This window comes from Actinomycetospora sp. (genome assembly GCF_036497585.1).
Classification (GTDB): Bacteria; Actinomycetota; Actinomycetes; order Mycobacteriales; family Pseudonocardiaceae; genus Actinomycetospora.
The window spans coordinates 1-20,549 of record NZ_DASXJD010000090.1 but is presented as its reverse complement, the minus strand read 5'-3'; the positions used below and the strand labels follow the sequence as shown (position 1 = coordinate 20,549).

At 73.0% G+C, this 20,549-nt stretch carries 25 protein-coding genes and 1 tRNA gene; 4 read left to right on the top strand and 22 right to left on the bottom strand.

The features are described 5' to 3' along the window. Positions 1-24 precede the first annotated feature (24 nt). From VGH76_RS08030 to VGH76_RS08015, 4 genes are all read right to left on the bottom strand, one after another. On the bottom strand, positions 25-462 hold the full coding sequence (locus tag VGH76_RS08030) for a hypothetical protein (RefSeq protein ID WP_331556107.1): 438 nt from the start codon (positions 460-462) through the stop codon (positions 25-27). 69 nt (positions 463-531) lie between these two features. Then, a complete protein-coding gene (locus VGH76_RS08025; protein ID WP_331556106.1) occupies positions 532-951 on the bottom strand; it encodes a thioesterase family protein in 420 nt (139 codons plus the stop codon). After that, positions 948-2,690 carry an AMP-binding protein gene (locus VGH76_RS08020; protein WP_331556105.1) on the bottom strand — a complete coding sequence of 581 codons (1,743 nt, stop codon included), beginning with the start codon at positions 2,688-2,690 and terminating at the stop codon, positions 948-950. Before VGH76_RS08020 ends, VGH76_RS08025 begins: the two co-directional genes overlap by 4 nt. 105 nt (positions 2,691-2,795) lie before the next feature. Next, entirely contained in the window at positions 2,796-3,017 is a 222-nt protein-coding gene (locus tag VGH76_RS08015) for a DUF3618 domain-containing protein (protein WP_331556104.1), read from the bottom strand. A 180-nt stretch (positions 3,018-3,197) separates the two neighbouring features. Here VGH76_RS08015 and bcp point away from each other — a divergent pair, with 180 nt between their 5' ends. Then, positions 3,198-3,671 (top strand): thioredoxin-dependent thiol peroxidase, encoded by a 474-nt coding sequence (bcp, locus tag VGH76_RS08010; RefSeq protein WP_331556103.1) that lies wholly within the window; start codon positions 3,198-3,200, stop codon positions 3,669-3,671. A 1-nt stretch (position 3,672) separates the two neighbouring features. Here bcp and VGH76_RS08005 read toward each other — a convergent pair. The 13 genes from VGH76_RS08005 to clpS form a co-directional block, all read right to left on the bottom strand. Further along, positions 3,673-3,748, bottom strand: a tRNA-Leu gene (locus VGH76_RS08005). 13 nt (positions 3,749-3,761) lie between these two features. Continuing rightward, on the bottom strand, positions 3,762-4,406 hold the full coding sequence (locus VGH76_RS08000; RefSeq protein ID WP_331556102.1) for an HNH endonuclease: 645 nt from the start codon (positions 4,404-4,406) through the stop codon (positions 3,762-3,764). Positions 4,407-4,463: 57 nt separating this feature from the next. Beyond that, entirely contained in the window at positions 4,464-5,306 is an 843-nt protein-coding gene (locus VGH76_RS07995; RefSeq protein WP_331556101.1) for an alpha/beta hydrolase, read from the bottom strand. Between the two features lie 3 nt (positions 5,307-5,309). Continuing rightward, a complete protein-coding gene (locus VGH76_RS07990; protein WP_331556100.1) occupies positions 5,310-5,909 on the bottom strand; it encodes a class I SAM-dependent methyltransferase in 600 nt (199 codons plus the stop codon). A 5-nt stretch (positions 5,910-5,914) separates the two neighbouring features. Beyond that, entirely contained in the window at positions 5,915-6,526 is a 612-nt protein-coding gene (gene rdgB / locus VGH76_RS07985) for an RdgB/HAM1 family non-canonical purine NTP pyrophosphatase (RefSeq protein ID WP_331556099.1), read from the bottom strand. Further along, positions 6,523-7,266, bottom strand: a complete 744-nt coding sequence (gene rph / locus VGH76_RS07980; protein WP_331556097.1) for a ribonuclease PH — start codon at positions 7,264-7,266, stop codon at positions 6,523-6,525. The genes rdgB and rph overlap by 4 nt, the downstream gene beginning before the upstream one ends. Positions 7,267-7,312: 46 nt before the next feature. Then, complete coding sequence (locus VGH76_RS07975) at positions 7,313-8,071, bottom strand: MBL fold metallo-hydrolase (protein WP_331556096.1); 759 nt, start codon at positions 8,069-8,071, stop codon at positions 7,313-7,315. Between the two features lie 9 nt (positions 8,072-8,080). After that, positions 8,081-8,656, bottom strand: a complete 576-nt coding sequence (locus VGH76_RS07970) for a rhomboid family intramembrane serine protease (protein WP_414637692.1) — start codon at positions 8,654-8,656, stop codon at positions 8,081-8,083. 130 nt (positions 8,657-8,786) lie between these two features. Continuing rightward, the gene (locus tag VGH76_RS07965; RefSeq protein ID WP_331556094.1) at positions 8,787-9,737 is read right to left on the bottom strand and encodes a cysteine synthase; all 951 of its coding nucleotides are present in this window, start codon (positions 9,735-9,737) and stop codon (positions 8,787-8,789) included. A 64-nt stretch (positions 9,738-9,801) separates the two neighbouring features. Further along, positions 9,802-10,077 carry a MoaD/ThiS family protein gene (locus VGH76_RS07960; RefSeq protein ID WP_169182014.1) on the bottom strand — a complete coding sequence of 92 codons (276 nt, stop codon included), beginning with the start codon at positions 10,075-10,077 and terminating at the stop codon, positions 9,802-9,804. Between the two features lie 86 nt (positions 10,078-10,163). Continuing rightward, the gene (locus VGH76_RS07955; RefSeq protein ID WP_331556093.1) at positions 10,164-10,670 is read right to left on the bottom strand and encodes a M67 family metallopeptidase; all 507 of its coding nucleotides are present in this window, start codon (positions 10,668-10,670) and stop codon (positions 10,164-10,166) included. 20 nt (positions 10,671-10,690) lie between these two features. After that, the gene (locus tag VGH76_RS07950) at positions 10,691-11,275 is read right to left on the bottom strand and encodes a DUF2017 domain-containing protein (protein WP_331556092.1); all 585 of its coding nucleotides are present in this window, start codon (positions 11,273-11,275) and stop codon (positions 10,691-10,693) included. Between the two features lie 3 nt (positions 11,276-11,278). Continuing rightward, entirely contained in the window at positions 11,279-11,617 is a 339-nt protein-coding gene (gene clpS, locus VGH76_RS07945; RefSeq protein ID WP_331556090.1) for an ATP-dependent Clp protease adapter ClpS, read from the bottom strand. A gap of 60 nt (positions 11,618-11,677) precedes the next feature. On the opposite strand from clpS, the gene VGH76_RS07940 reads away from it, so the two are divergent. Further along, complete coding sequence (locus VGH76_RS07940) at positions 11,678-12,961, top strand: nicotinate phosphoribosyltransferase (protein ID WP_331556089.1); 1,284 nt, start codon at positions 11,678-11,680, stop codon at positions 12,959-12,961. A gap of 55 nt (positions 12,962-13,016) precedes the next feature. Next, entirely contained in the window at positions 13,017-13,583 is a 567-nt protein-coding gene (locus VGH76_RS07935) for an isochorismatase family protein (RefSeq protein ID WP_331556088.1), read from the top strand. Positions 13,584-13,599: 16 nt separating this feature from the next. Here the strand turns inward: VGH76_RS07935 and VGH76_RS07930 are convergent, their stop codons facing one another. After that, positions 13,600-14,364, bottom strand: a complete 765-nt coding sequence (locus VGH76_RS07930) for a hypothetical protein (RefSeq protein ID WP_331556087.1) — start codon at positions 14,362-14,364, stop codon at positions 13,600-13,602. A 130-nt stretch (positions 14,365-14,494) separates the two neighbouring features. On the opposite strand from VGH76_RS07930, the gene VGH76_RS07925 reads away from it, so the two are divergent. Beyond that, the gene (locus VGH76_RS07925; RefSeq protein WP_331556086.1) at positions 14,495-16,585 is read left to right on the top strand and encodes an ATP-dependent DNA helicase; all 2,091 of its coding nucleotides are present in this window, start codon (positions 14,495-14,497) and stop codon (positions 16,583-16,585) included. Between the two features lie 75 nt (positions 16,586-16,660). On the opposite strand, the gene VGH76_RS07920 is transcribed toward VGH76_RS07925, so the two are convergent. From VGH76_RS07920 to VGH76_RS07905, 4 genes are all read right to left on the bottom strand, one after another. Continuing rightward, positions 16,661-17,500: a hypothetical protein gene (locus VGH76_RS07920; protein WP_331556085.1), complete on the bottom strand. Its 840-nt coding sequence runs from the start codon at positions 17,498-17,500 to the stop codon at positions 16,661-16,663. Further along, positions 17,497-18,309, bottom strand: coding sequence for a peptidyl-tRNA hydrolase (locus VGH76_RS07915; protein WP_331556084.1), 813 nt, complete (start codon positions 18,307-18,309; stop codon positions 17,497-17,499). The genes VGH76_RS07920 and VGH76_RS07915 overlap by 4 nt, the downstream gene beginning before the upstream one ends. Continuing rightward, positions 18,309-19,532: a phosphoserine phosphatase SerB gene (gene serB / locus VGH76_RS07910; RefSeq protein WP_331556131.1), complete on the bottom strand. Its 1,224-nt coding sequence runs from the start codon at positions 19,530-19,532 to the stop codon at positions 18,309-18,311. Before serB ends, VGH76_RS07915 begins: the two co-directional genes overlap by 1 nt. A gap of 62 nt (positions 19,533-19,594) precedes the next feature. Then, positions 19,595-20,549, bottom strand: a 955-nt coding sequence (locus VGH76_RS07905; protein WP_331556083.1) for a cytochrome c oxidase subunit I, incomplete at its 5' end; no start/stop codon positions are given.

The window sequence follows — 20,549 nt, the reverse complement described above, 5'->3', positions numbered from 1 at the left end:
AGCGAGGCAACCGCGAGGAGCGCCCTACGCGCTGGTCGCATCAAAGCCTCGATGCCCCTGCTCTTCTGTACGGGAGTAGCTCCGCAGCTCGCTCTTGATCGCGTTGATCAACGAATCCAGCCGTTGGACTCCTGCGTTGAGCGCATTCACCAGCGAGCCGTCACCGCCGTCTGCAACTGCTCCCAACAACGTCGCCGCATCGCGGCTAACGTCGTCGGCGGAGCTCGGGTCGACCTTCCCGAGACGTTGGGCTTCCGTCACGAGGTCACGGAGTTCGTCCCGCGCCGCGGTCAGGTCGCGGAGGGTCTGGGGAGCGCGCTCGAGGTCGACGGTGAACGACCCGCCCGTCGGCATGGCCACGACCTGCCGCGGGAGGACCTGACCGTCGGTCAGGCGGGCGGGGTCGGACGCCTGGACCGGCGGCGGCGACCCCGGGGCGGGCGGCGGCACCGGAGCACTCATGCTCCGCAAACTAGACGACCGAACCGCCCGTCCGAGGCCGAACGGTGCAGAACGACGCGGCAACACGAATCAGCTTCGCGAGCCTGCCAACCCCAAGGCCAACCGCTCCGGCACCGGCATCTTCGTGAACGCGGAGGCGTCCACGCAGACGTGCACCAGCCGCACGGTCACGGCGTCCGTCCAGGTCTCCCCCGCCGACGCCGACCGCCGGATGGAGAAGCGCGTCGTCAGGGACGTCGTCCCGACCTTCTCGCTCTCCACCACGACGAGCACCGCGTCGCCCCAACGCACCGCGGCGCCGTAGTCGAGCTCCGCGTGCACCACCTGGACGTCGACTCCGTCCGTGATCATGTCCGGGTACGGGTAGCCGACCGCTTCCTGGAAGGCCGCGAACGCCTCGTCGCACCACGTCAGGTAGTGCCCGAAGAAGACGACGCCCTGCTGGTCGATCTCGGCGTACCTCGGCACCACGTCGAACGCGAAGTTCACGACGACGACCGCAGGCCCAGCGACTCGTCCGACCACTCACCCTCGGGGGCCGCGCCGCCGGCCGGGTCCGAGCGCAGGTCGGTCTCCCGGGTCCGCAGCTCGACCCGCCGGATCTTCCCCGAGATCGTCTTCGGAAGCTCCGCGAACTCCAGACGGCGCACCCGCTTGTAGGCCGGGAGCTGCTCGCGGGCGTACTCGAGGATCGCCCGCGCGGCCTTCTCTCCGGGCTCCCAGCCCCGGGCGAGCACGACGTAGGCCTTCGGAACGGCCAGGCGGAGCGGGTCCGGCGAGGGCACGACGGCAGCCTCGGCCACCGCTTCGTGCTCGAGCAGCACGCTCTCGAGCTCGAACGGCGAGATGCGGTAGTCCGACGCCTTGAACACGTCGTCGGAGCGGCCGACGTAGGTGATGTAGCCGTCGGCGTCACGGGCCCCGACGTCGCCGGTGTGGTAGTAGCCGCCGCGCATGACCTCGGCGTTGCGCTCGTCGTCGTCGGCGTACCCGACCATCAGCCCGACCGGCCGCTTCGACAGGTCGACGCAGATCTCGCCCTCGTCGCCGACCGCGCCGCTGACCGGATCGACCAGCGCGATCTCGAAGCCCGGCAGCGGCCGTCCCATCGAGCCGTCCTTCACCGGCTGCCCGGGCGTGTTCGCGATCTGCAGCGACGACTCGGTCTGACCGAACCCGTCGCGGATCGTCAGGCCCCAGGCGTCGCGGACCTGCTCGATGACCTCGGGGTTGAGGGGCTCCCCGGCACCGACCAGCTCCCGCATCGGCACCTGCCAGCGGCTCAGGTCGGCCTGGATGAGCATCCGCCACACCGTCGGGGGCGCGCAGAAGGTCGTGACGCCCTTGTCGACCAGCGTCTTCAGCATCGCGTCGGCGTCGAAGCGCGAGTAGTTGTAGATGAAGATCGTCGCCTCGGCGCACCACGGCGCGAAGACGTTCGACCACGCGTGCTTGGCCCAGCCGGGCGAGGAGATGTTGCAGTGGACATCGCCCGGCTCGAGCCCGATCCAGTACATCGTCGAGAGGTGCCCCACGGGGTAGGACACGTGCGTGTGCTGCACGAGCTTGGGCTTCGACGTGGTGCCCGAGGTGAAGTAGAGCAGCAGCGTGTCCGACGCCTTGGTCGGGCCGTCGGGCTCGAAGGTCTCCGACCACGAGTCCGCCTCGGCGAAGTCCAGCCAGCCCTCGGGGGTGGCCGGTCCGACGGCGATGCGCGTGTACTCGCCGGGGACGTCGTCGAACTTGTCGACGTCGGCGTCGCGCACCACGACGTGCTTGGCGGCGCCCCGGTCGATGCGGTCGCGCAGGTCGGCCGCGCCGAGCATCGGCGTCGACGGGATGAGGATCGCGCCGAGCTTCATCGTGGCCAGGATCGTGTCCCAGAGCTCGACCTGGTTCGCGAGCATCAGGATGATCCGGTCGCCACGGCCGACGCCTTGCGAGCGCAGCCAGTTGGCCACGCGGTTGGACCGCCGCGTCATCTCCGAGAACGAGTACTTCCCCTCGCTCCCGTCCTGCTCGACGATCCACAGCGCCGGCCGGTCGGCCGAGGCCGGGTCCGCCCCGATCGGGTCGAAGTGCTCGAGCGCCCAGTTGAACTCGTCGAGATCGGGCCACGCGAAGTCGCGGCGGGCGGCGTCGTAGTCGGTCTGCCGTTCGACGAGGAGGTCGCGGGCCGCGCGGAAGCGCTGGGCCGCAGAGGTGAGTTGCGACGACGGCGTCGACACGGTGGGAGACCTCCGAGCTGTCCTGTTACGACGAAGGGCGGGCGTCCCGAGGTTCCTATCACCTCGGGGCACCCGCCCACAGCCGTGCGATCAGCCGGTCGTGCCCTACTTGAGCAGCTTGCGCAGGATCAGGAGGCCGAGCACCGCGCCCGCTGCGATCACGCCGTACTTGATCTTCGGGTCGGCCCACTTCTCGGCCGCGATCTCCTTGCCGTGCTCGCTGAGCCGTTGCGGGCTGGCCCGGTCCGAGAGCTCGTCGAGCGCCCCGGCCAGCGCCTCCCGCGCCTGTTCGATCTCCCGCTCGATGGTGTCCGGGTCGCGTGCCACGGAGCCTCCCTCGTCCTGTCCCGTCCGGCGGTGCCGTTGCCGGTCGCCGTGCTGTTCGTCGACGCAGCCCGTTGCCTGCTGGCCGCCCATCGTGGCCGCATCGTCACGCCCCGTCCGCACGGGTCGGCGACGACGCGCCGCACGGTCGGCGATCACATGTCAGCGGTATCCTGCCCGCCCGTGGCCACCGATAACCGTCTGACCCCGGGTGACGCTGCCCCGGAGTTCTCCCTCACCTCCGACACGGGCGAGACGGTGTCGCTCGCGGACCACCGCGGCCGACGCGTCATCGTGTACTTCTACCCGGCCGCCGGCACGCCGGGGTGCACGAAGGAGGCCTGCGACTTCACCGAGAACCTCGCGACCTTCAACGACGCCGGGATCTCCGTCGTGGGCATCTCACCCGACAAGCCGGAGAAGCTCGCCAAGTTCCGCGCCGACCAGGGGCTGACGTTCCCGCTGCTCTCCGACCCGGACAAGACGGCGATGCAGGCCTACGGCGCATGGGGCGAGAAGACGATGTACGGCCGCACCTCCATGGGCGTCATCCGCTCGACGTTCCTGGTCGACGCCGAGGGGAAGATCGAGGACGCGCAGTACGGCGTGAAGGCGACCGGCCACGTGGGCCGGCTGCTGCGCGATCTGGAGCTCTGAGTGCCGGCGGTGGGACTCGAACCCACACTGTCCGGAGCCTAATTCCGGGGCCTCCTGCCAAATTGGGCTACGCCGGCTCTGCCGCTTGGCCTACGGCCTCCGTCCTCGGGAGCACCATGTGTCCGTCTGCGAGTGGCAGTTGCCGCAGAGGATACGGAGGTTCTCCAACCGGTTGTCGGTGTGGTCACCGTTGATGTGGTCCAGCTGCAGCGGGAGCGGCTTGCCCTGCCACTCCGAGAGGCCGCAGCGCTCGCAGCGCGCGTCCTTCAACCCGGCGTCGATCAAGCGAGCCCGGAGCTTGGCCGACGTCACGGTCGATCCCTCCACGAGCAGGTCCTCCAGTGGGCGCCGCTGACCGGGGAACCGCTTCCCGGCCATCGAACCCCGACCGACGAAGTGCGACGTGTCGAGTTCGAGAGCTTTGATCCGAGCCGTCATGAAGCGATGCATGCCGCCACTCGGCCGGTAGCCGAGTTCACGCAGGACGTCGCTGAGGGTGTTGACTCGCGCGACAACGGCCGCCAGGTCCTGGTCGGTCCAAGCTCTCACCTTCCGACGGAGCTGCGGTCGACGAGCGATGTGCGACGAGTCGATGTGCAGACGTTCGAGCAACGTCTCCATGACCTCGTACTTGCCGGGCCGGAGCCCGAGGTGGTGATAGATCTCGGCGAAGGTGGTGCTGGCGGCGACGGCCTCGCGGAGCTGATCGTCGGTCCAGGAGCGTTGACGTGGCATGCGTCAACGGTAGTCGACCACGTGTTCGATGAACGGGTGACGCGCCGGGCGTCACCACTACTTCTCCTGCAGGAAGTCCCGCACCGCCTCCGCCATCTCCGCCGCCGCCTCGAGCGGGGTGAAGTGCCCGACGCCGTCGAGCACCCGCACCGACCCCTGCGGGAACAGCTCGTCGAGCGACTCAGCGAACCGCCGCGGGTAGAGCGGATCCTGCACGCCCCACAGCACCGTCGTCGGGACCTGCACCGGCGGCGGCAGCTCCGCCGCGCCCCGCAACGACAACGCCGTCGCCAGCGTCGCCGACCCCGACCGGTACCAGTTCAACGCCGCCGTGAACGCCCCCGGCCGCGAGTACTCCTCGACGAGCTCCTCGGTGAGCTCGGCGTCCGACCGGTTCCCCCAGTGCGACCAGAAGTGCTGCAGGTAGCTGCGGACGGCGGCCGGGTTGCCGTCGCACAGCTGCGAGCAGACCGACAGCTGGTGGAAGTCCTGGTACCAGAACTCGGCCCGGTGGTCGTCGTCGAGCGCGCACGCGCCGAACTGCGACGGAGCGAGGGTGTTCCCGACGACGATGCCGCGCAGCCGCTCCGGGATCGTGCGGCCCAACGTCACCGCCAGCGTCGCGCCGACGTCGTACCCGACGACGACGGGCTGCTCCAGCCCCAGCGAGTCGATCAGCTCGACGAGCATCCGCACCTGGGCGTCACGCCCGAAGTCCGACGGCGGGCGCTGGGCGTCCGCGGGCTCGAAGGAGTCGGCGTAGCCGAGCAGGTGCGGGACGACGACGTCGGCCTCCGCGGCCAGCAGCGGCGAGAGCAGCCGGTAGTCCGACGGTCCGCCGGGCCAGCCGTGCAGGCAGAGCACCGCCGGTCCGGACCCGTTGCGCTCGACCGCGACCACGCCTCACTCCTCTACAGCAGAGCGGACCTCCAGCACGCGGAAGCCCGCGTTCGACGACAACCTCGACGCCGAGTACCCCTGTTCGCCCAACCACCGCGCCAGCGAGTCCGACCCGAGGTTCTTCGCGACGACGAGGTACGACGGTCCGGCCACACGCGGCAGCCACTCGGCGAGCAGCTCGTGCAGCGCCGCCTTGCCCGAGCGGATCGGCGGGTTGGACCACATACCCGCGAACACGACGTCGTCGGGGACCTCGTCCGGCCGGCACGCGTGGACGTTCCCCAGCCCGGCCGCCTCCGCGTTCGCCCGCACGAGCGAGAGGGCCCGCTCGTTCACGTCGACCGCCCAGACCGTCGACCGCCGCCGGACCGTCGCGAGCCACAGCGAGATGGGGCCCCAGCCGCACCCGAGATCGAGCAGGTCCCCGCCCTGTTCCGGCTCCGGGACGTGCTCCAGCAGCACCCGCGTGCCCTTGTCGAGGCGCCCCCGGGAGAACACCCCCGAGTCGGTGGTGACCGTCAACGACAGCCCGGCGACGTCGAGCCGCGCCGGCGCCGGCGACGACGGCGCGGTGGGCTGCTCGGCGAAGTACTGGTCGGCCACGCGTCTCAGTCCGACAGCAGCGACTGCAGCTTCGGGGCGAGCGCCCGGAACGCCCGGGCCCGGTGCGAGACCGCGTCCTTCTCCCCGGGCGACATCTCGGCCGAGGTCCGGGACTCCCGCTCCGGGACGAACGCCGGGTCGTACCCGAAGCCGTTGAGCCCCCGCGGGGAGCGGATGAGCCGGCCGGGCCACCGCTCGGTGACGACGACCTCGCGCCCGTCGGGGTGCACGGCCGCGGCGGCGCAGACGAACGCGGCGCCGCGCCGTTCCTCGGGGACGTCGGCCATCTGGTCGAGCACCAGCGCGAGGTTGCGGGCGTCCTTCTCCCGACGGTCTCCCGTCGACCCGGACCACCGCGCCGAGAGGACCCCCGGCATGCCGTTCAGCGCGTCGACGGCGAGCCCGGAGTCGTCGGCGACGGCGAGCATGCCGGTCGCAGCGACGGCGTCGCGGGCCTTGGCCAGGGAGTTGTCCGCGAACGTCGCGCCGGTCTCGGGGGCCTCGTCGAAGGGCTCGACCTCGTCCAGGCCGATGACGTCGATTCCGAGGCCGGACACGATGCGTCGGAGCTCGGCCAGCTTGGCGTCGTTGCGCGTGGCGAGGAGGACCTTGGTCACGGCAGCTCTCCCGGGTACGGCTCGGCGAGCGCGGCGGCCTGGATCTCGGTGAGGCGGGCGATCCCGGCCAGCGCCGAGTCGAGCATCGCGTCCAGGGTCGCACGGGTGTAGGTGGCGCCCTCGCCGGTGCCCTGGACCTCCACGAGCGTGCCGGCGTCGGTGGCGACGACGTTCATGTCGACCTCGGCGCGGCTGTCCTCGTCGTAGGGCAGGTCGAGACGGACGCGGCCGTCGACGACGCCGACCGACACCGCGGCGATCGAGCACGACAGCGGCTGCGGGTCGGCGAGGCGCTTGTGGGCCCCGAGCCAGGTCACGGCGTCGGCGAGCGCGACGTAGGCGCCGGTGATCGCGGCGGTGCGGGTGCCGCCGTCGGCCTGCAGCACGTCGCAGTCGAGCTGGATGGTGTTCTCGCCGAGGGCCTTGAGGTCGATCGCCGCGCGCAGCGAGCGCCCGACGAGCCGGCTGATCTCGTGGGTGCGTCCGCCGACCCGGCCCTTCACCGACTCGCGGTCGCTGCGGGTGTGGGTGGCCGAGGGCAGCATCGCGTACTCGGCGGTCAGCCAGCCGAGGCCGGAGTCTCGGCGCCACCGCGGGACGCCCTCGGTGACGCTCGCTGCGCACAGCACCCGCGTGTTGCCGAAGGAGACGAGGACGGATCCGGCGGGGTGCTGTTGGAACCCGCGGCGGATCTCGATAGGGCGGAGCTCGTCGTCGGACCTGCCGTCGCTGCGTGCCACGGGCGTCCACCCTAGAGAGGGGCCGCAGGACGAGCGGTAGACCGGGTCAGATGGTGTAGTGCGCGTCGGGCCGGACGAGCTCGGTGGGCCCGTCGTACTGCTCGCGCGCCTCGGCGAGCAGGTCCTCGCCGTCGTACCAGGCCGGGACGTGGGTGATCAGCAGCCGCTTCGCGCCGGACTCGCGGGCGACCTGGCCCGCCTGGGTGCCCGAGAGGTGGACGCCGGGCGGCCGGTCCGGCGAGTCGGTCCAGGTGGCCTCGCAGAGCAGCACGTCGGCACCGGCGGCGAGCTCGACGAGGCTGCGGCACGGGCCGGTGTCGCCGGAGTAGACGAGGGTGCGCCCCTGGTGCTCGAGACGCACGCCGTAGGCCTCGCACGGATGGTCGACCGGGGCGCTGGAGAGCGCGATGTCGCCGACGCCGGCCGGTCCGTCGGCGAAGACGTGGTAGTCGAAGACGTCGGTGAGGTCGGTGGCGACGCGCTCGTCCGAGGACGGGGCGTAGGCCACCGCCAGCCGGACCTCCGACTCGCTGGGCCCGTGCAGCGGCAGCACCTTGCCCGGCCCGTCGGGGTGGTAGCGGCGGTGCACGACGAGGCCGGACACGTCGGCGCAGTGGTCGGGGTGCAGGTGGGAGAGGACGACGGCGTCGAGCTCGAACGGGTCCATGTGCCGCTGCAGGGTGCCGAACGTGCCGTTGCCGAGGTCCATCACGAGCGTCGTCCCGCGGGTCCGCACGAGATACCCCGAGGCGGGTGAGGTGGGTCCGGCTCCGCTGCCCGAGCACCCCAGGACGATCAATTCCACGGCCGCACCCTACGGGCCGATCGGAGAGGGCGACACCGGACCGGTGGGAGGGCTACCGGGCCGTGCCCGGCGGTCGGCGGAGGCCACGAGGCGTGCCGCGAGGACGCCCGCGAGCGCCCCGAACAGGTGCGCCTGCCAGGAGACGCCGGGGGTTCCCGGCAGCACTCCCCAGAGCACGCTGCCGTAGACCAGGAGCAGCACGACGGCCAGCGCGATGTGCTTCGCCGAGCGCGCGAAGACGCCGCGGAACAGCAGGAACGCCAGCCAGCCGAAGATGACCCCGGACGCGCCCACGGTGACGCCGTACCCGGTCAGCCAGGTGAGGAAGCCCCCGAGCAGCCACACCAGCGCCGTCACCGCGACGAACTGGCCGAGCCCGCCCGCGAGCACCAGGAACCCGAGCACGAAGAACGGCACCGAGTTCGCGATGAGGTGCTGCCAGCCCACGTGCAGCAGGGGCGCCCACAGGATCCCGTCGAGCCCGTCGACCTGCCGCGCGACGATGCCGTCCTGGTCGAGCGAGCCGCCGAACACGAACTGGTCGACCGCCTCGATCACCCACAGCAGCGCCAGGAAGAGCGCCATGCCGATCGCGGCGCGCAGCGGGTGGGCCGGGAACACCCGGGGCTTGGTCGGCCCTGCCGGTACGACGCCTCCGGTGCTGGTCACGGCGCCGAGCGTACGCCGGAGAACCGTGGATGAGCGTGAGGAACGGTCAGGCCCAGAGCTGGCCCTCGAGCCCTTCCGAGGCCTCCTCGAGCGTCCCCGCGTACGCACCGGTCGAGAGGTACTTCCACCCGCCGTCGCAGACCACCAGCACGATGTCGGCCTCCGCGTCGCCGCCCGCGGCCTTCTCGGCCTGGGCCAGGGCGGCGTGGAGGATCCCGCCGGTCGAGATGCCCGCGAAGATGCCCTCCTGCTCGACGAGCTGGCGGGTGCGCCGCAGCGCGTCGTGCGCGCCGACCGAGTAGCGCCCGGTGAGCACGTCGGGGTCGTAGAGCTCGGGAACGAAGCCCTCGGAGATGTTGCGCAGCCCGTAGACGAGCTCGCCGTAGCGGGGCTCGGCGGCGATGATCTGGCAGTCCGGCTTGTGCTCCCGCAGGTAGCGCCCGGTGCCCATGAGGGTGCCGGTGGTGCCGAGGCCGGCGACGAAGTGCGTGATCGTCGGCATGTCGCGCAGGATCTCGGGGCCGGTGCCCTCGTAGTGCGCGAGCGCGTTCGCCGGGTTGCCGTACTGGTAGAGCATGACCCAGTCGGGGTGCTCGGCGGCGATCTCCTTCGCCGTGGCCACCGCCTGGTTCGAGCCGCCCGCGGCGGGCGAGAAGATGATCTTCGCGCCGTACATCTCGAGGAGCTGGCGGCGCTCGGCCGAGGTGTTCTCCGGCATGACGCACACCAGTTCGTAGCCCTTGAGCTTGGCCGCCATCGCCAACGAGATGCCGGTGTTGCCCGAGGTCGGCTCGAGGATGGTGCAGCCCGGCGTGAGGAGCCCCTCCTCCTCGGCCTTGGTGATCATGCGGAGCGCCGGACGGTCCTTGATCGAGCCGGTCGGGTTGCGGTCCTCGAGCTTGGCCCACAGCCGCACGTGCGGGGCGGGCGAGAACGAGGGCAGACCGACCATCGGGGTGTCGCCCAGGGCGTCGATCAGGGAGTCGTACCGCGCCATCGGTGCTCCAGGAGAAGGGGGACCCGGGGCCGGACCGTGGTGGGGGCCCGGCCACGGGAAGGGCTCAGCGGCCGCCGGCGACCGCGGGCAGGATCGTCACCGTGCCGCCGTCGGGCACCTGCGCGTCCAGGCCCCCGGCGAAGCGGACGTCCTCGTCGTTGACGTAGACGTTGACGAACCGGTGCAGCGCGCCGTCGGTGACCAGGCGGTCCTTGATGCCGGGGTGGTTCGCCTCGAGATCGGCGATGACCTCCTGCAGCGTCGACCCGTCGGCCTTGACCTGCTTCTCCCCACCGGTGTGGGTGCGCAGGATCGTCGGGATCGAGACGGTGGCGGACACGGCAATTCCTCCTGGGGGTGCTCGGATGCGTCTTGACGGACAGCGTCGCACGGGTACCCGTTGTTCCGGGACCGTCGTGCGAGCGGTCAGCTGCGGTCGGGGACGTCGTCCGCGCCGGTGTGGGAGAGCATGTAGCGCTCCACGACCTGGACCTCGTCCTCGATGACCTCGCCGTCGGCGTCCAGCAGGAACGACCGCAGGTCGGGCTCCGCGTCGGGCCCCGTGAGCGCGACGATCGCGAAGTGCACGCCGGGCTGCAGGCCCATGTACTCGATGTCCTTGACCGACGGGTACGCCTCGGGCAGCCCCGAGTCGGTCAGCGGCCGCCGCGGCACGCGGGTGTGGGAGTGGAAGACGACGACGGTCTCCTCGTCGTTCTCCATCGCCTGCTTGTACACCCGGAACTGCTCGCCGGAGTCGAACCGGTAGTCGCTGCCGCGGGCGTCCGCGTCGTCGGCGTTCGTCATCGGCACGTAGCGCTCGGGCCGGTCGGAGTCCCCGGGGCCGAGGAGCTGGCCGCACGCCTCGCGGGGATGGTCACGACGCGCGTGCGCCACCATCTCCTCGACGAGATCGGCGCGGATCACCAGCACGCACCCACCCTACGTGTCGGTCAGCGCACCAGCACCGTGACGAGGGAGTCCTGCAGCCACGTCAGCCAGTGGTAGACGGGCAGGTGGTCCGTGCGCGGATCGTCGGGCGGGAGCTGCTCGGGCATGTCCTCGCTGACCTCGAGCGCGGTGCCCAGCGCCAGCCGCACGTCGTTGATCGCGGTCAGCCAGGCCTCGGCCTGGGGCGCGGTCAGCTCGACCCGTCCGCCCCCGGTGGGCAGCGACGCGAGCAGCGACGCGATGGCGTCGCGCTTGGCCTCGATGAGCTCCGGTTCCCGCACCGAGCGCAGCGCGGCCGAGAGCGCGGGGCCCTCGCCGCCGCCGTCGGCGTCGTGGCCCGGATCGGGGTCGGCACGGTGGAAGTCGGGCAGCAGCCGTGCGAGCACCGGGTCGTCCGGCGGGGTCGAGGGGCCGGTGCGGATTCCGGTGAGCGCCGACAGCTCATCGCTGGGGGACGCGTCCGCGCGACCGGAGAGCATGTCGTCCACCTGCCCGACCAGACCGCGCAGCACCGAGGCCTCGGGCGGGTCGAGGACGGCGACGTAGCGGGCCCGCTCCCCGCGGCCGTGGCGTCTCCAGGCGCGCACGGGCTACGACGACCGCTGCATCGTCGCCCACAGACCGGCGGCGTGGAGCTTGGCGACGTCGCCCTCCACCTTCTCCCGGCTGCCCGACGACACCGTCGCCCGGCCCTTGTGGTGCACGTCCATCATCAGCGCGGTCGCCTTGGCCTTGTCGTAGCCGAAGAGCTTCTGGAACACCCAGGTCACGTAGGACATGAGGTTCACCGGGTCGTTCCACACGATCGTCTGCCACGGCGTGTCGGCGTCGACGAGCTCGTCGGGGAGCTCCTCGACGGCGGTCGCCGGCTCGGCGGGCGCCGAGAGTCGTGTGACCGGGCTGCCTCCCCGTCCGACGTGCACGCGCATCTCCCCATGGTCTCAGCTCCGCGGCGGGTCGTGCACGCGCCCGCCCCCTAGGCTGGACGGATGACGAGCGGTACGGCGCTGATGACCGACCAGTACGAGCTGACTATGCTCGACGCGGCGCTGGCCGACGGGACCGCCCACCGGCGGTGCACGTTCGAGGTCTTCGGTCGCAGCCTGCCGCACGGTCGCCGCTACGGCGTGGTCGCCGGCGTCGGCCGGCTGCTCGACGCCCTCGGCCGGTTCTCGTTCGGCGAGGAGGAGCTCGACGCGCTGCGCGCGGCCGGGTCCGTGTCGGACCGGACGCTCGAGCACCTGGCGTCGACCCGCTTCGCGGGGGAGATCGCCGGCTACCCCGAGGGCGAGCTGTACTTCCCGGGCTCGCCGATCCTCTCGGTGACCGGGACCTTCGCCGAGTGCGTGCTGCTCGAGACCCTCGTCCTCTCGATCCTCAACCACGACTGCGCGATCGCCTCGGCCGCCGCCCGCATGACGACCGCCGCCAACGGCCGCCGGCTCATCGAGATGGGCTCGCGGCGTACCCACGAGGAGGCGGCCGTCGCCGCCGCCCGCGCGGCCTACCTCGCCGGGTTCGACGCCACGTCCAACCTGGAGGCCGCCGCGCGCTACGGGGTCCCGACGACGGGCACCTCGGCCCACGCCTTCACGCTGCTGCACGACAGCGAGGAGGAGGCGTTCCGCGCGCAGGTCGAGTCGCTCGGCGTCGGGACCACGCTGCTCGTCGACACCTACGACATCACCGAGGGCATCGAGACCGCGGTGCGCGTCGCCGGCCCGCAGCTCGGCGCGGTGCGCATCGACTCGGGCGACCTCGGCGTCATGGCGCAGCGCGCCCGCGCGCAGCTGGACTCGCTCGGCGCCACCTCGACCCGGGTGGTGCTCTCCGGCGACCTCGACGAGCACGCGATCGCCGGGCTGCGCGCCGAGCCGGTCGACGCCTACGGGGTCGGCACCTCGGTGGTCACCGGCTCGGGCGCGCCGACCGCGGGGATGGTCTACAAGCTCGTCGAGGTCGAGGGGCGGCCGGTAGCGAAGCGCTCGTCGTCGAAGGAGTCCCGCGGCGGCGCGAAGTCCGCGGTGCGCCGGCACAAGCCGACCGGGACCGCGACCGAGGAGGTCGTGCACCGGCTCGCGCACCCCGTCGAGGTCGGCGAGCACGACCGGGTGGTGCCGGTCGAGCTGGTCAAGAGCGGGGAGCCGGTGGACGGCCGGTCCTCGCTCGGCGAGGCCCGGGAGCGCCTGCGCGCCAACCTCGTCGCGATCCCGTGGGAGGGGCTCAAGCTCTCCCGGGGCGAGCCGGCGATCCCGACCACGTTCCTGGACTGATCCGGGCCGTGGACTGAGCCGGGCCGTGGACTGAGGCCCGTCCTAGGCTCGACCCATGGCGCGCGCGCTGATCGTGGTGGACGTCCAGGTCGACTTCTGCGAGGGCGGCTCGATGGGGGTCGCGGGCGGTACGGCGACGGCCGCCGCGATCACGGCCTACATGGCCGCCGAGCACGGCCGCTACGCCCACGTCGTGGCCTCCCGGGACTACCACGACGACCCGGGCGCGCACTTCTCGGAGGATCCCGACTTCGTCGACAGCTGGCCGGTGCACTGCCGCGTCGGCGAGCCCGGGGCGGCGTTCCACCCCGAGCTCGACGTCGCGCGGTTCGAGGAGGTGTTCTCCAAGGGCAGGAACACCGCGGCCTACTCGGCGTTCGAGGCGGCCTCGCGCTCCGGGGAGAAGCTCGCCGACTGGCTGCGCGCCCGCGACGTCGACCTCGTCGAGGTGTGCGGGATCGCCACCGACCACTGCGTGCGCGCGACGGCCCTCGACGCCGCCGGCGAAGGCTTCACGACGACGGTGCTGCTCGACCTCACCGCCGGGGTGCTGCCGGAGACCACCGAGCGGGCGCTCGAGGAGATGCGCGACGCCGGGGTCGTGCTGGTCCACAGCGCCTGATCACCCGGGGCCTGACTCACCGGGCCCGACCGACCGCGCGGACCCCCAGCAGGAACGCGACGACCGCCAACGGGAGCGACACGAACGCCATCTGGATCGCGGCGGTCCGTGCCTCGCCGACCGCCCCGACGACGTTGAACCAGACGTCGCAACACAGCAGCGCCCCCGAGGCGGCGGCCGCGGCCGGGACCCGGGCGGGGTGCCACCGCAGCGCCGCGGCCGTCGTCAGGAGCACGGCGGCCTCGGCGACGTCGAGCACGACCCACGCGAGCTTGAGGTGGTGGGCGTACTGCGCGTCGAAGCCCGCCGCGGCGGCTCGTGCCCAGGCCAGAGCCGCCGCGACGGCGCCGAGCACGAACAGCACGGCGAGCAGCCGGTCGACGGTCGCCGACCCGCCGGGACCGCGCCGGGCGGCGAGGACGCAGAGCAGCGCGACCGGCGCCACCACGAGCAGGGTCGCGAAGGCGGCCGCCCGCGGGTTGCTCGCCGTCCCCGTGACGACGTGGAAGAAGCCCGTGCAGAGCGCCACCGTCGCGGTCGCGCTCGTCGTCAGGACGAGGAACCGGGAGCCGGTCAGGACCAGCACCGCACTCGCCAGCAGGCCGACCGCGATCGCGGCCGTCGCGCCCCCGGCCGCGAGCGCCAGGTCGCCGACCGGTGCGACCCGGGGCTGCACGACGGCGAGCACGACGATCCACGGCACGAGCAGGACGCCGGCCGCGACGAAGAGCAGCGACCAGCGCAGGTCCCACACCCGTGGTTCCGCCGTCTCGATGCGCACGTCGCCCAGCCTGCTCGGTTCGGGCCGCCGGGGACATGCCGACTCCGCCGGACAGACCAATCCGGGGGTTACCGGGAACCGGGGCGCCGCCTCCGTACTCTGAACCGGCAGGAGGGGGAGGTGGTCGACCGTGGCCCAGCTCGCGGACGCGGCAGTGTCCGAGGCGCCCTCGGTGGCCGACCTCCTCGCCACCGCCGTCGAGGCCCTCGGCGGCGCCGAGCGCGAGGGCCAGCAGGCCATGGCGGCGGCCGTCGAGCGGGCGCTGCGCACCGGGGAGCACCTGGCCGTGCAGGCGGGGACCGGCACCGGGAAGTCGCTGGCCTACCTCGTCCCGGCGATCCGCCACGCGCTGGAGGCCGACCAGGCGGTCGTCGTCTCCACCGCCACCATCGCGCTGCAGGCCCAGCTCGTCGACCGCGATCTCCCGCGCCTGACCGAGGCCCTCCAGCCGGTCCTGGGCCGGGAGCCGACCTTCGCCATCCTCAAGGGCCGCGGGAACTACCTCTGCCGCCACAAGATCGAGTCCGGGGCGCAGGCCGAGGACCCCGGGGACGAGCAGCTCTTCGACCCGTTCCAGGTCTCCGCGCTGGGCCGGCAGGTCACCCGGCTGCACGAGTGGGCCGAGCAGACGAAGACCGGCGACCGCGACGAGCTGGTGCCCGGCGTCCCCGACCGCGCGTGGCGGCAGGTCAGCGTCACCGCGAAGGAGTGCCTCGGGGCGTCGCGCTGTCCGGTCGCCGAGGACTGCTTCTCCGAGCTCGCCCGGCACAAGGCGGGGCGGTCCGATGTCGTCGTCACCAACCACGCGCTGCTCGCCATCGACGCCATCGAGGGTCGGGCGGTGCTGCCCGAGCACGACGTCGTCGTGGTCGACGAGGCGCACAACCTCGTCGACCGGGTCACCTCCGTCGCCACCGGCGAGCTCACCTCCTCGGGGGCCGCGGCCGCGGCCCGGCGCTGCGCCAAGCTCGTCGACCAGGCGCTCTCCGACCAGCTGCTCGACGCCGCCGAGGGCCTCGACACGGTGCTCACCGACGCGACGGTCGGACGCTGGGAGGCCCTGCCCGAGCCGGTCGGGCGAATGCTCGCCGCGATCCGCAACGCGGCGTGGGCGTGCCGGCAGGCGCTGGGCCCGGAGCGGGAGAAGGCGGCGCCGAAGGCAGCCGGAGGGAAGGACACCGACGCCGACGCGGCCGCCCGCCGGTTCGCGACCGCGCTGGTCGAGGAGGTCCACGACGTCGCGGGCCGGCTGCTCTCGGCCTTCGACCGGGAGGACCCGGCCACGCGGCCCGACGTGGTGTGGCTCTCGGAGCGGGAGCTCAACTCGACCACCGTGCGCACCCTGCACGTCGCCCCGCTCTCGGTGGCCGGGCTGCTCGCGTCGCGGCTCTTCGGGCAGTCGACGGTGGTGCTCACCAGCGCGACGCTCGTGCTGGGCGGCTCGTTCGACGCGCTCGCCCGGCAGTGGGGCCTGCCCGCGAAGAGCGGGACGCCGGTGGAGGCGCCTCCGGACGAGGGCAGCGGGCACGGCAACGACCCCGCGACCAACCTGGTCTGGCACGGCCTCGACGTCGGGTCGCCGTTCGCGCACGCCAAGGCCGGGATCCTCTACGTCGCGCGCCACCTGCCCCCGCCCGGGCGCGACGGCCTCTCCGGCGCGGTGCTCGACGAGATCGACGGGCTGGTCCGGGCCGCGGGCGGCCGGGCGCTGGGCCTGTTCTCCTCGATGCGCGCGGCGAAGCAGGCCGCCGAGGACCTGCGCGGACGCTGGGACGGCACGGTGCTCTGCCAGGGCGAGGACGCGACCAACACCCTCGTGCAGAAGTTCGCGGCGCAGACCGGCAGCGTGCTGTTCGGGACGATCTCGCTGTGGCAGGGCGTCGACGTCCCCGGGGAGTCGCTGCAGCTGGTCATGATCGACCGGATCCCGTTCCCCCGTCCCGACGATCCCCTGGTCTCGGCCCGGCAGCGCGCCGTCGACGCCCGGGGCGGCAACGGCTTCCTCACGGTGTCCGCGACGCACGCCGCACTGCTGCTCGCCCAGGGCGCGGGCCGGCTGCTCCGTGGTACGGGCGACCGCGGCGTCGTCGCGATCCTGGACTCCCGGGTGGCGACGAAGCAGTACGGCGCCTTCATCCGGGGCTCCCTGCCGCCGTTCTGGGCGACGCAGGACCCGGCGGTGGTGCGGGGCGCGCTCGAGCGCCTGCACGACGCGGACTGAGCCCTTCGGGTTCGGCGCGAGCGGACCGTTCGCAGGCCTGGAAGCAGCGAGGGTGCCGCTCGCTCCGCCGGCCGATCACGCCGTCGCGAGCAGCGCGTCCGCCAGTCGGCCGGCCGCGTCGGGCGAACGCCGCAGGAACAGCTCGGGCTCGATGAGCTCGAGCTCCATCACCACCGGGTCGCCGTCGAGCCGGACGAGGTCGACCCGGGCGGCGTGCACCGGCGCGGGCGAGCAGGCCAGCGCCGCCTCGGCCACCTCGAGCTCCCGCGGGGTCGGCTCGTGATCCTCGAGCCGGCCGCCGTGCCGCTCGTGCACCAGGAAGCCGCCGGCCGGCGGGAACTTGCGCACCGCGTGGGACCACCCGTCCCCGAGCCGGATCAGCGACACCTCGCCCTCGGTGTCGATGCTCTCGACGGCGGGCTGCACGAGCGCGTCGCCGACCGCCACCAGCCCGGCGAGCGTCTCGCCGAGCTCGGGGCCCAGCCCGCGGTGCGCGCCGCGGCCGCCCGCGGAGACGGCCGGCTTGACCACGACGCGGCCCGGTCCGAGCGGCTCGGGATCGCTGCCGGCGGGCACGAGCCGCGTCGGGACCACCGGCACCCCGGCCTCGGTGAGCTCGCGCAGGTAGCGCTTGTGGGAGTTCCACTCGAGGACCGCGAGCGGGTTCTGCAGCACCGTCGAGGACGCGATCCGCGCCGCCCAGGCGAGGAACTCCTCCCGGCGGTCGCTGTAGTCCCAGGTGGTGCGCACCGCGACGAGGTCGGCGGCCGACCAGACCACGAGGTCGTCGTCGGCGTCCCACGGCTCGACCCGGGCGTCCACCCCGCGCTCCGCGAGGGCCGCCACGAGGGGCACGGTCTCGGCGTCCGAGCGCTCCGAGCGCACCCGACTGCTCGCGACGACGACGGTGGTCACGGGCGGCGGGCCGCGATGCAGGTCACGGTGCCGGGCGCGACCTCGGTGAACCCGGCGTCGCGGACCGGGGCGAGGCCGTGGTCCTCCCAGGCCGAGCGCCCGGACCCGTCGCGCGCCAGGGCGGCGGTCCAGCGCTCCCAGTCGGCGGCGTCGGCGGTCCGCACGCTCGCCGTCGTCGCCGCCTCCACCGTCGGGGCGTCCGCGCCGGTGAACGCCAGCACCGTCGCGAGGATCATGCTCGCGTGGCCGACCTGCGCGGCGGCCTTGCCGGTGGACTGCTCCACGGTGGGGTTGAGCCAGATCACGGGCCGGTCCGGGGGCGGCGGGCCGGGCTCGTCCGCGGGCAGATCGGTGCCGCCGATCTGCAGCCGGCGGACCTCGTGGGGCACCTCGTCCACGGGCCCGGGCACGAGCGCGCGGACCTCTCCCCCGCCGGCCTCGGGGTCGCCCATCGTGGCGGTGAGCCCCTCGACCTCGCCGACGGCGCGCCAGTGGGCGGTGCGGGCCCGGCGGGCGAGCTTGCGGATGCGCCCGGCCCCGGCCCAGGCGGCGACGGCGTCGTACCAGGGCCCGTCGGGACCGGCCCGCTCGTCGAGGCAGAGCCCGAGCGCCGCCGCGGCGGCCGCCTCGAGCAGGGCGGTCGCCGAGGGCGGTGTCCCGCGCTCGATGCGCAGCACCAGCGGCATCGCCCGCACCGGCCCGTCGTCGTCCGCGGGCGTCGCACCGGGCACCGGGTCGGCCGCCGCCCACGGGCACACCCGCGCGGCGAGCGGGGCCAGCGCCGCGAGCTGCTCGGCGGGATCCCCCATCAGATGGGCACGCGGCGCAGCAGGCCCTCCGCGGCGTCGGCGACCTCGATCTCGTCGCGGGTGACGCCGAGGACGAACAGCACCGCGTCGAGGAACGGGTAGGAGAGCGCGGTGTCCGCGGCGGCGGCGACCACCGGCTTGGCGTTGAAGGCGATGCCCAGCCCGGCGGCCGCGAGCATGTCGAGGTCGTTGGCCCCGTCGCCGACGGCGACGGTCTGTTCGATCGGCACGTCGAACGCCTCGGCGAAGGCCTCGAGCTGGCGGGCCTTGGCGGCCCGGTCCACGACCTCGCCGACCACCCGCCCGGTGAGCTTGCCGTCCGCGATCTCCAGCTCGTTGGCGGCCGCCCAGTCCAGGCCGAGGTCCTCCACCAGGTGGGAGACCACCTGGGTGAACCCGCCGGAGACGATGCCGCACTTGAACCCGAGCCGCTTGAGGGTCCGGACGGTGGTCCGCGCGCCCGGGGTCAGCTCGAGCGCGCTCCCGACGTCGTCGAGGCAGGACGCGGGCAGCCCCTCGAGGGTCGCGACGCGCCGGTGCAGCGACGCCGCGAAGTCGATCTCGCCGCGCATCGCCGCCTCGGTGACCTCGCGGACCTCGGCCTCGCGCCCCGCGTGGGCCGCGAGCATCTCGATGACCTCGCCCTGCACGAGCGTCGAGTCGACGTCGAAGACGATGAGCCGCTTGGCGCGCTGCGCGATCCCGACCCGCTGCACCGCGACGTCGACGCCCGCGCGCTGCGAGGCACCGACGAGGGCCTGGCGCAGCGCCGCGTCCGACGGCGGCGACGAGGCCGGCGTCGAGATGCGCAGCTCGAGCCCGGTGACCGGGTAGTCCGCGACCCGGCGGACCCGGTCGATGTTCACCCGTTGCGCGGCCAGCGTGCGGGCCACCTCGGCGAACCCGGCCGCGGTGATGGGCCGCCCGAGCACCGAGACCACGTGCGTGGAGTAGGGGTGCACCGAGGACGCGTCGCCCCCGGTCTCGACGGTCACCTTGAGCCCGAGCGCCGGGATCGCGACGTCGAGGCTGCGCTCGAGCCGGCCGGGGTCACCGGTGACCCCGACCAGCGCCGAGAGCGTCAGGTGCCCGTGGATGGTCGCCTGCTGGACGTCGAGCATCTGCGCGCCGTGCTCGGCGAGCACGGTGAACAGCGTGGCGCTGACGCCCGGGAAGTCCGGCCCGGTTACCGTGACGAGCAGCGTCGTCCTCGCCGCGGCCAGGGCCTGCGAGACCGACTCCGTCGAGCCCGCGAGGGGCGCGCCGTCCGCCTCCGTCGGCGGGCTCACCGGTTCCGGGGATCGCTGCCCGGCAGGTGCTCCTGCCCGGTGACCCCGGCGGCAGCCTCACCGATGCTGGGTTTGTGGCCCCCGCCGCCGACGTGCGACTCCAGACGGATGCGCTCGGTGAGGTGCGGGTAGTGCAGCTCGAACGCGGGCCGCTCGGAACGGATGCGGGGCAACTCGGTGAAGTTGTGCCGCGGCGGCGGGCACGAGGTCGCCCACTCCAGCGAGTTGCCGTGGCCCCACGGGTCGTCGACCGTCACCGGCCGCCCGTAGCGGTAGCTCGCGAAGGCGTTCCAGATGAACGGCAGCGTCGAGGCCCCCAGGACGAACGCGCCGATCGAGGAGATCGTGTTCAGCGTGGTGAACCCGTCGGAGGGCAGGTAGTCCGCGTAGCGACGCGGCATGCCCTCGTTGCCCAGCCAGTGCTGCACCAGGAACGTGGTGTGGAATCCGAGGAACGTGGTCCAGAAGTGGAACTTCCCGAGCCGCTCGTTCATCATTCGGCCGGTCATCTTCGGGAACCAGAAGTAGATGCCGGCGTAGGTCGCGAACACGATCGTGCCGAACAGCACGTAGTGGAAGTGCGCCACCACGAAGTACGAGTCCGAGACGTGGAAGTCCAGCGGCGGCGCGGCCAGCAGGACGCCGGTCAGCCCGCCGAACAGGAACGTCACCAGGAAGCCGATGGCGAACAGCATCGGCGTCTCGAGGGTGATCTGCCCCCGCCACATCGTGCCGATCCAGTTGAAGAACTTGATGCCGGTCGGCACGGCGATGAGGAACGTGGTGAAGGAGAAGAACGGCAGCAGCACGGCGCCGGTGGCGTACATGTGGTGCGCCCACACCGCGACCGAGAGGGCCGCGATCGACAGCGTCGCGTAGATCAGGGTCTTGTAGCCGAAGACCGGCTTGCGGCTGAACACCGGGAAGATCTCCGTGACGATGCCGAAGAAG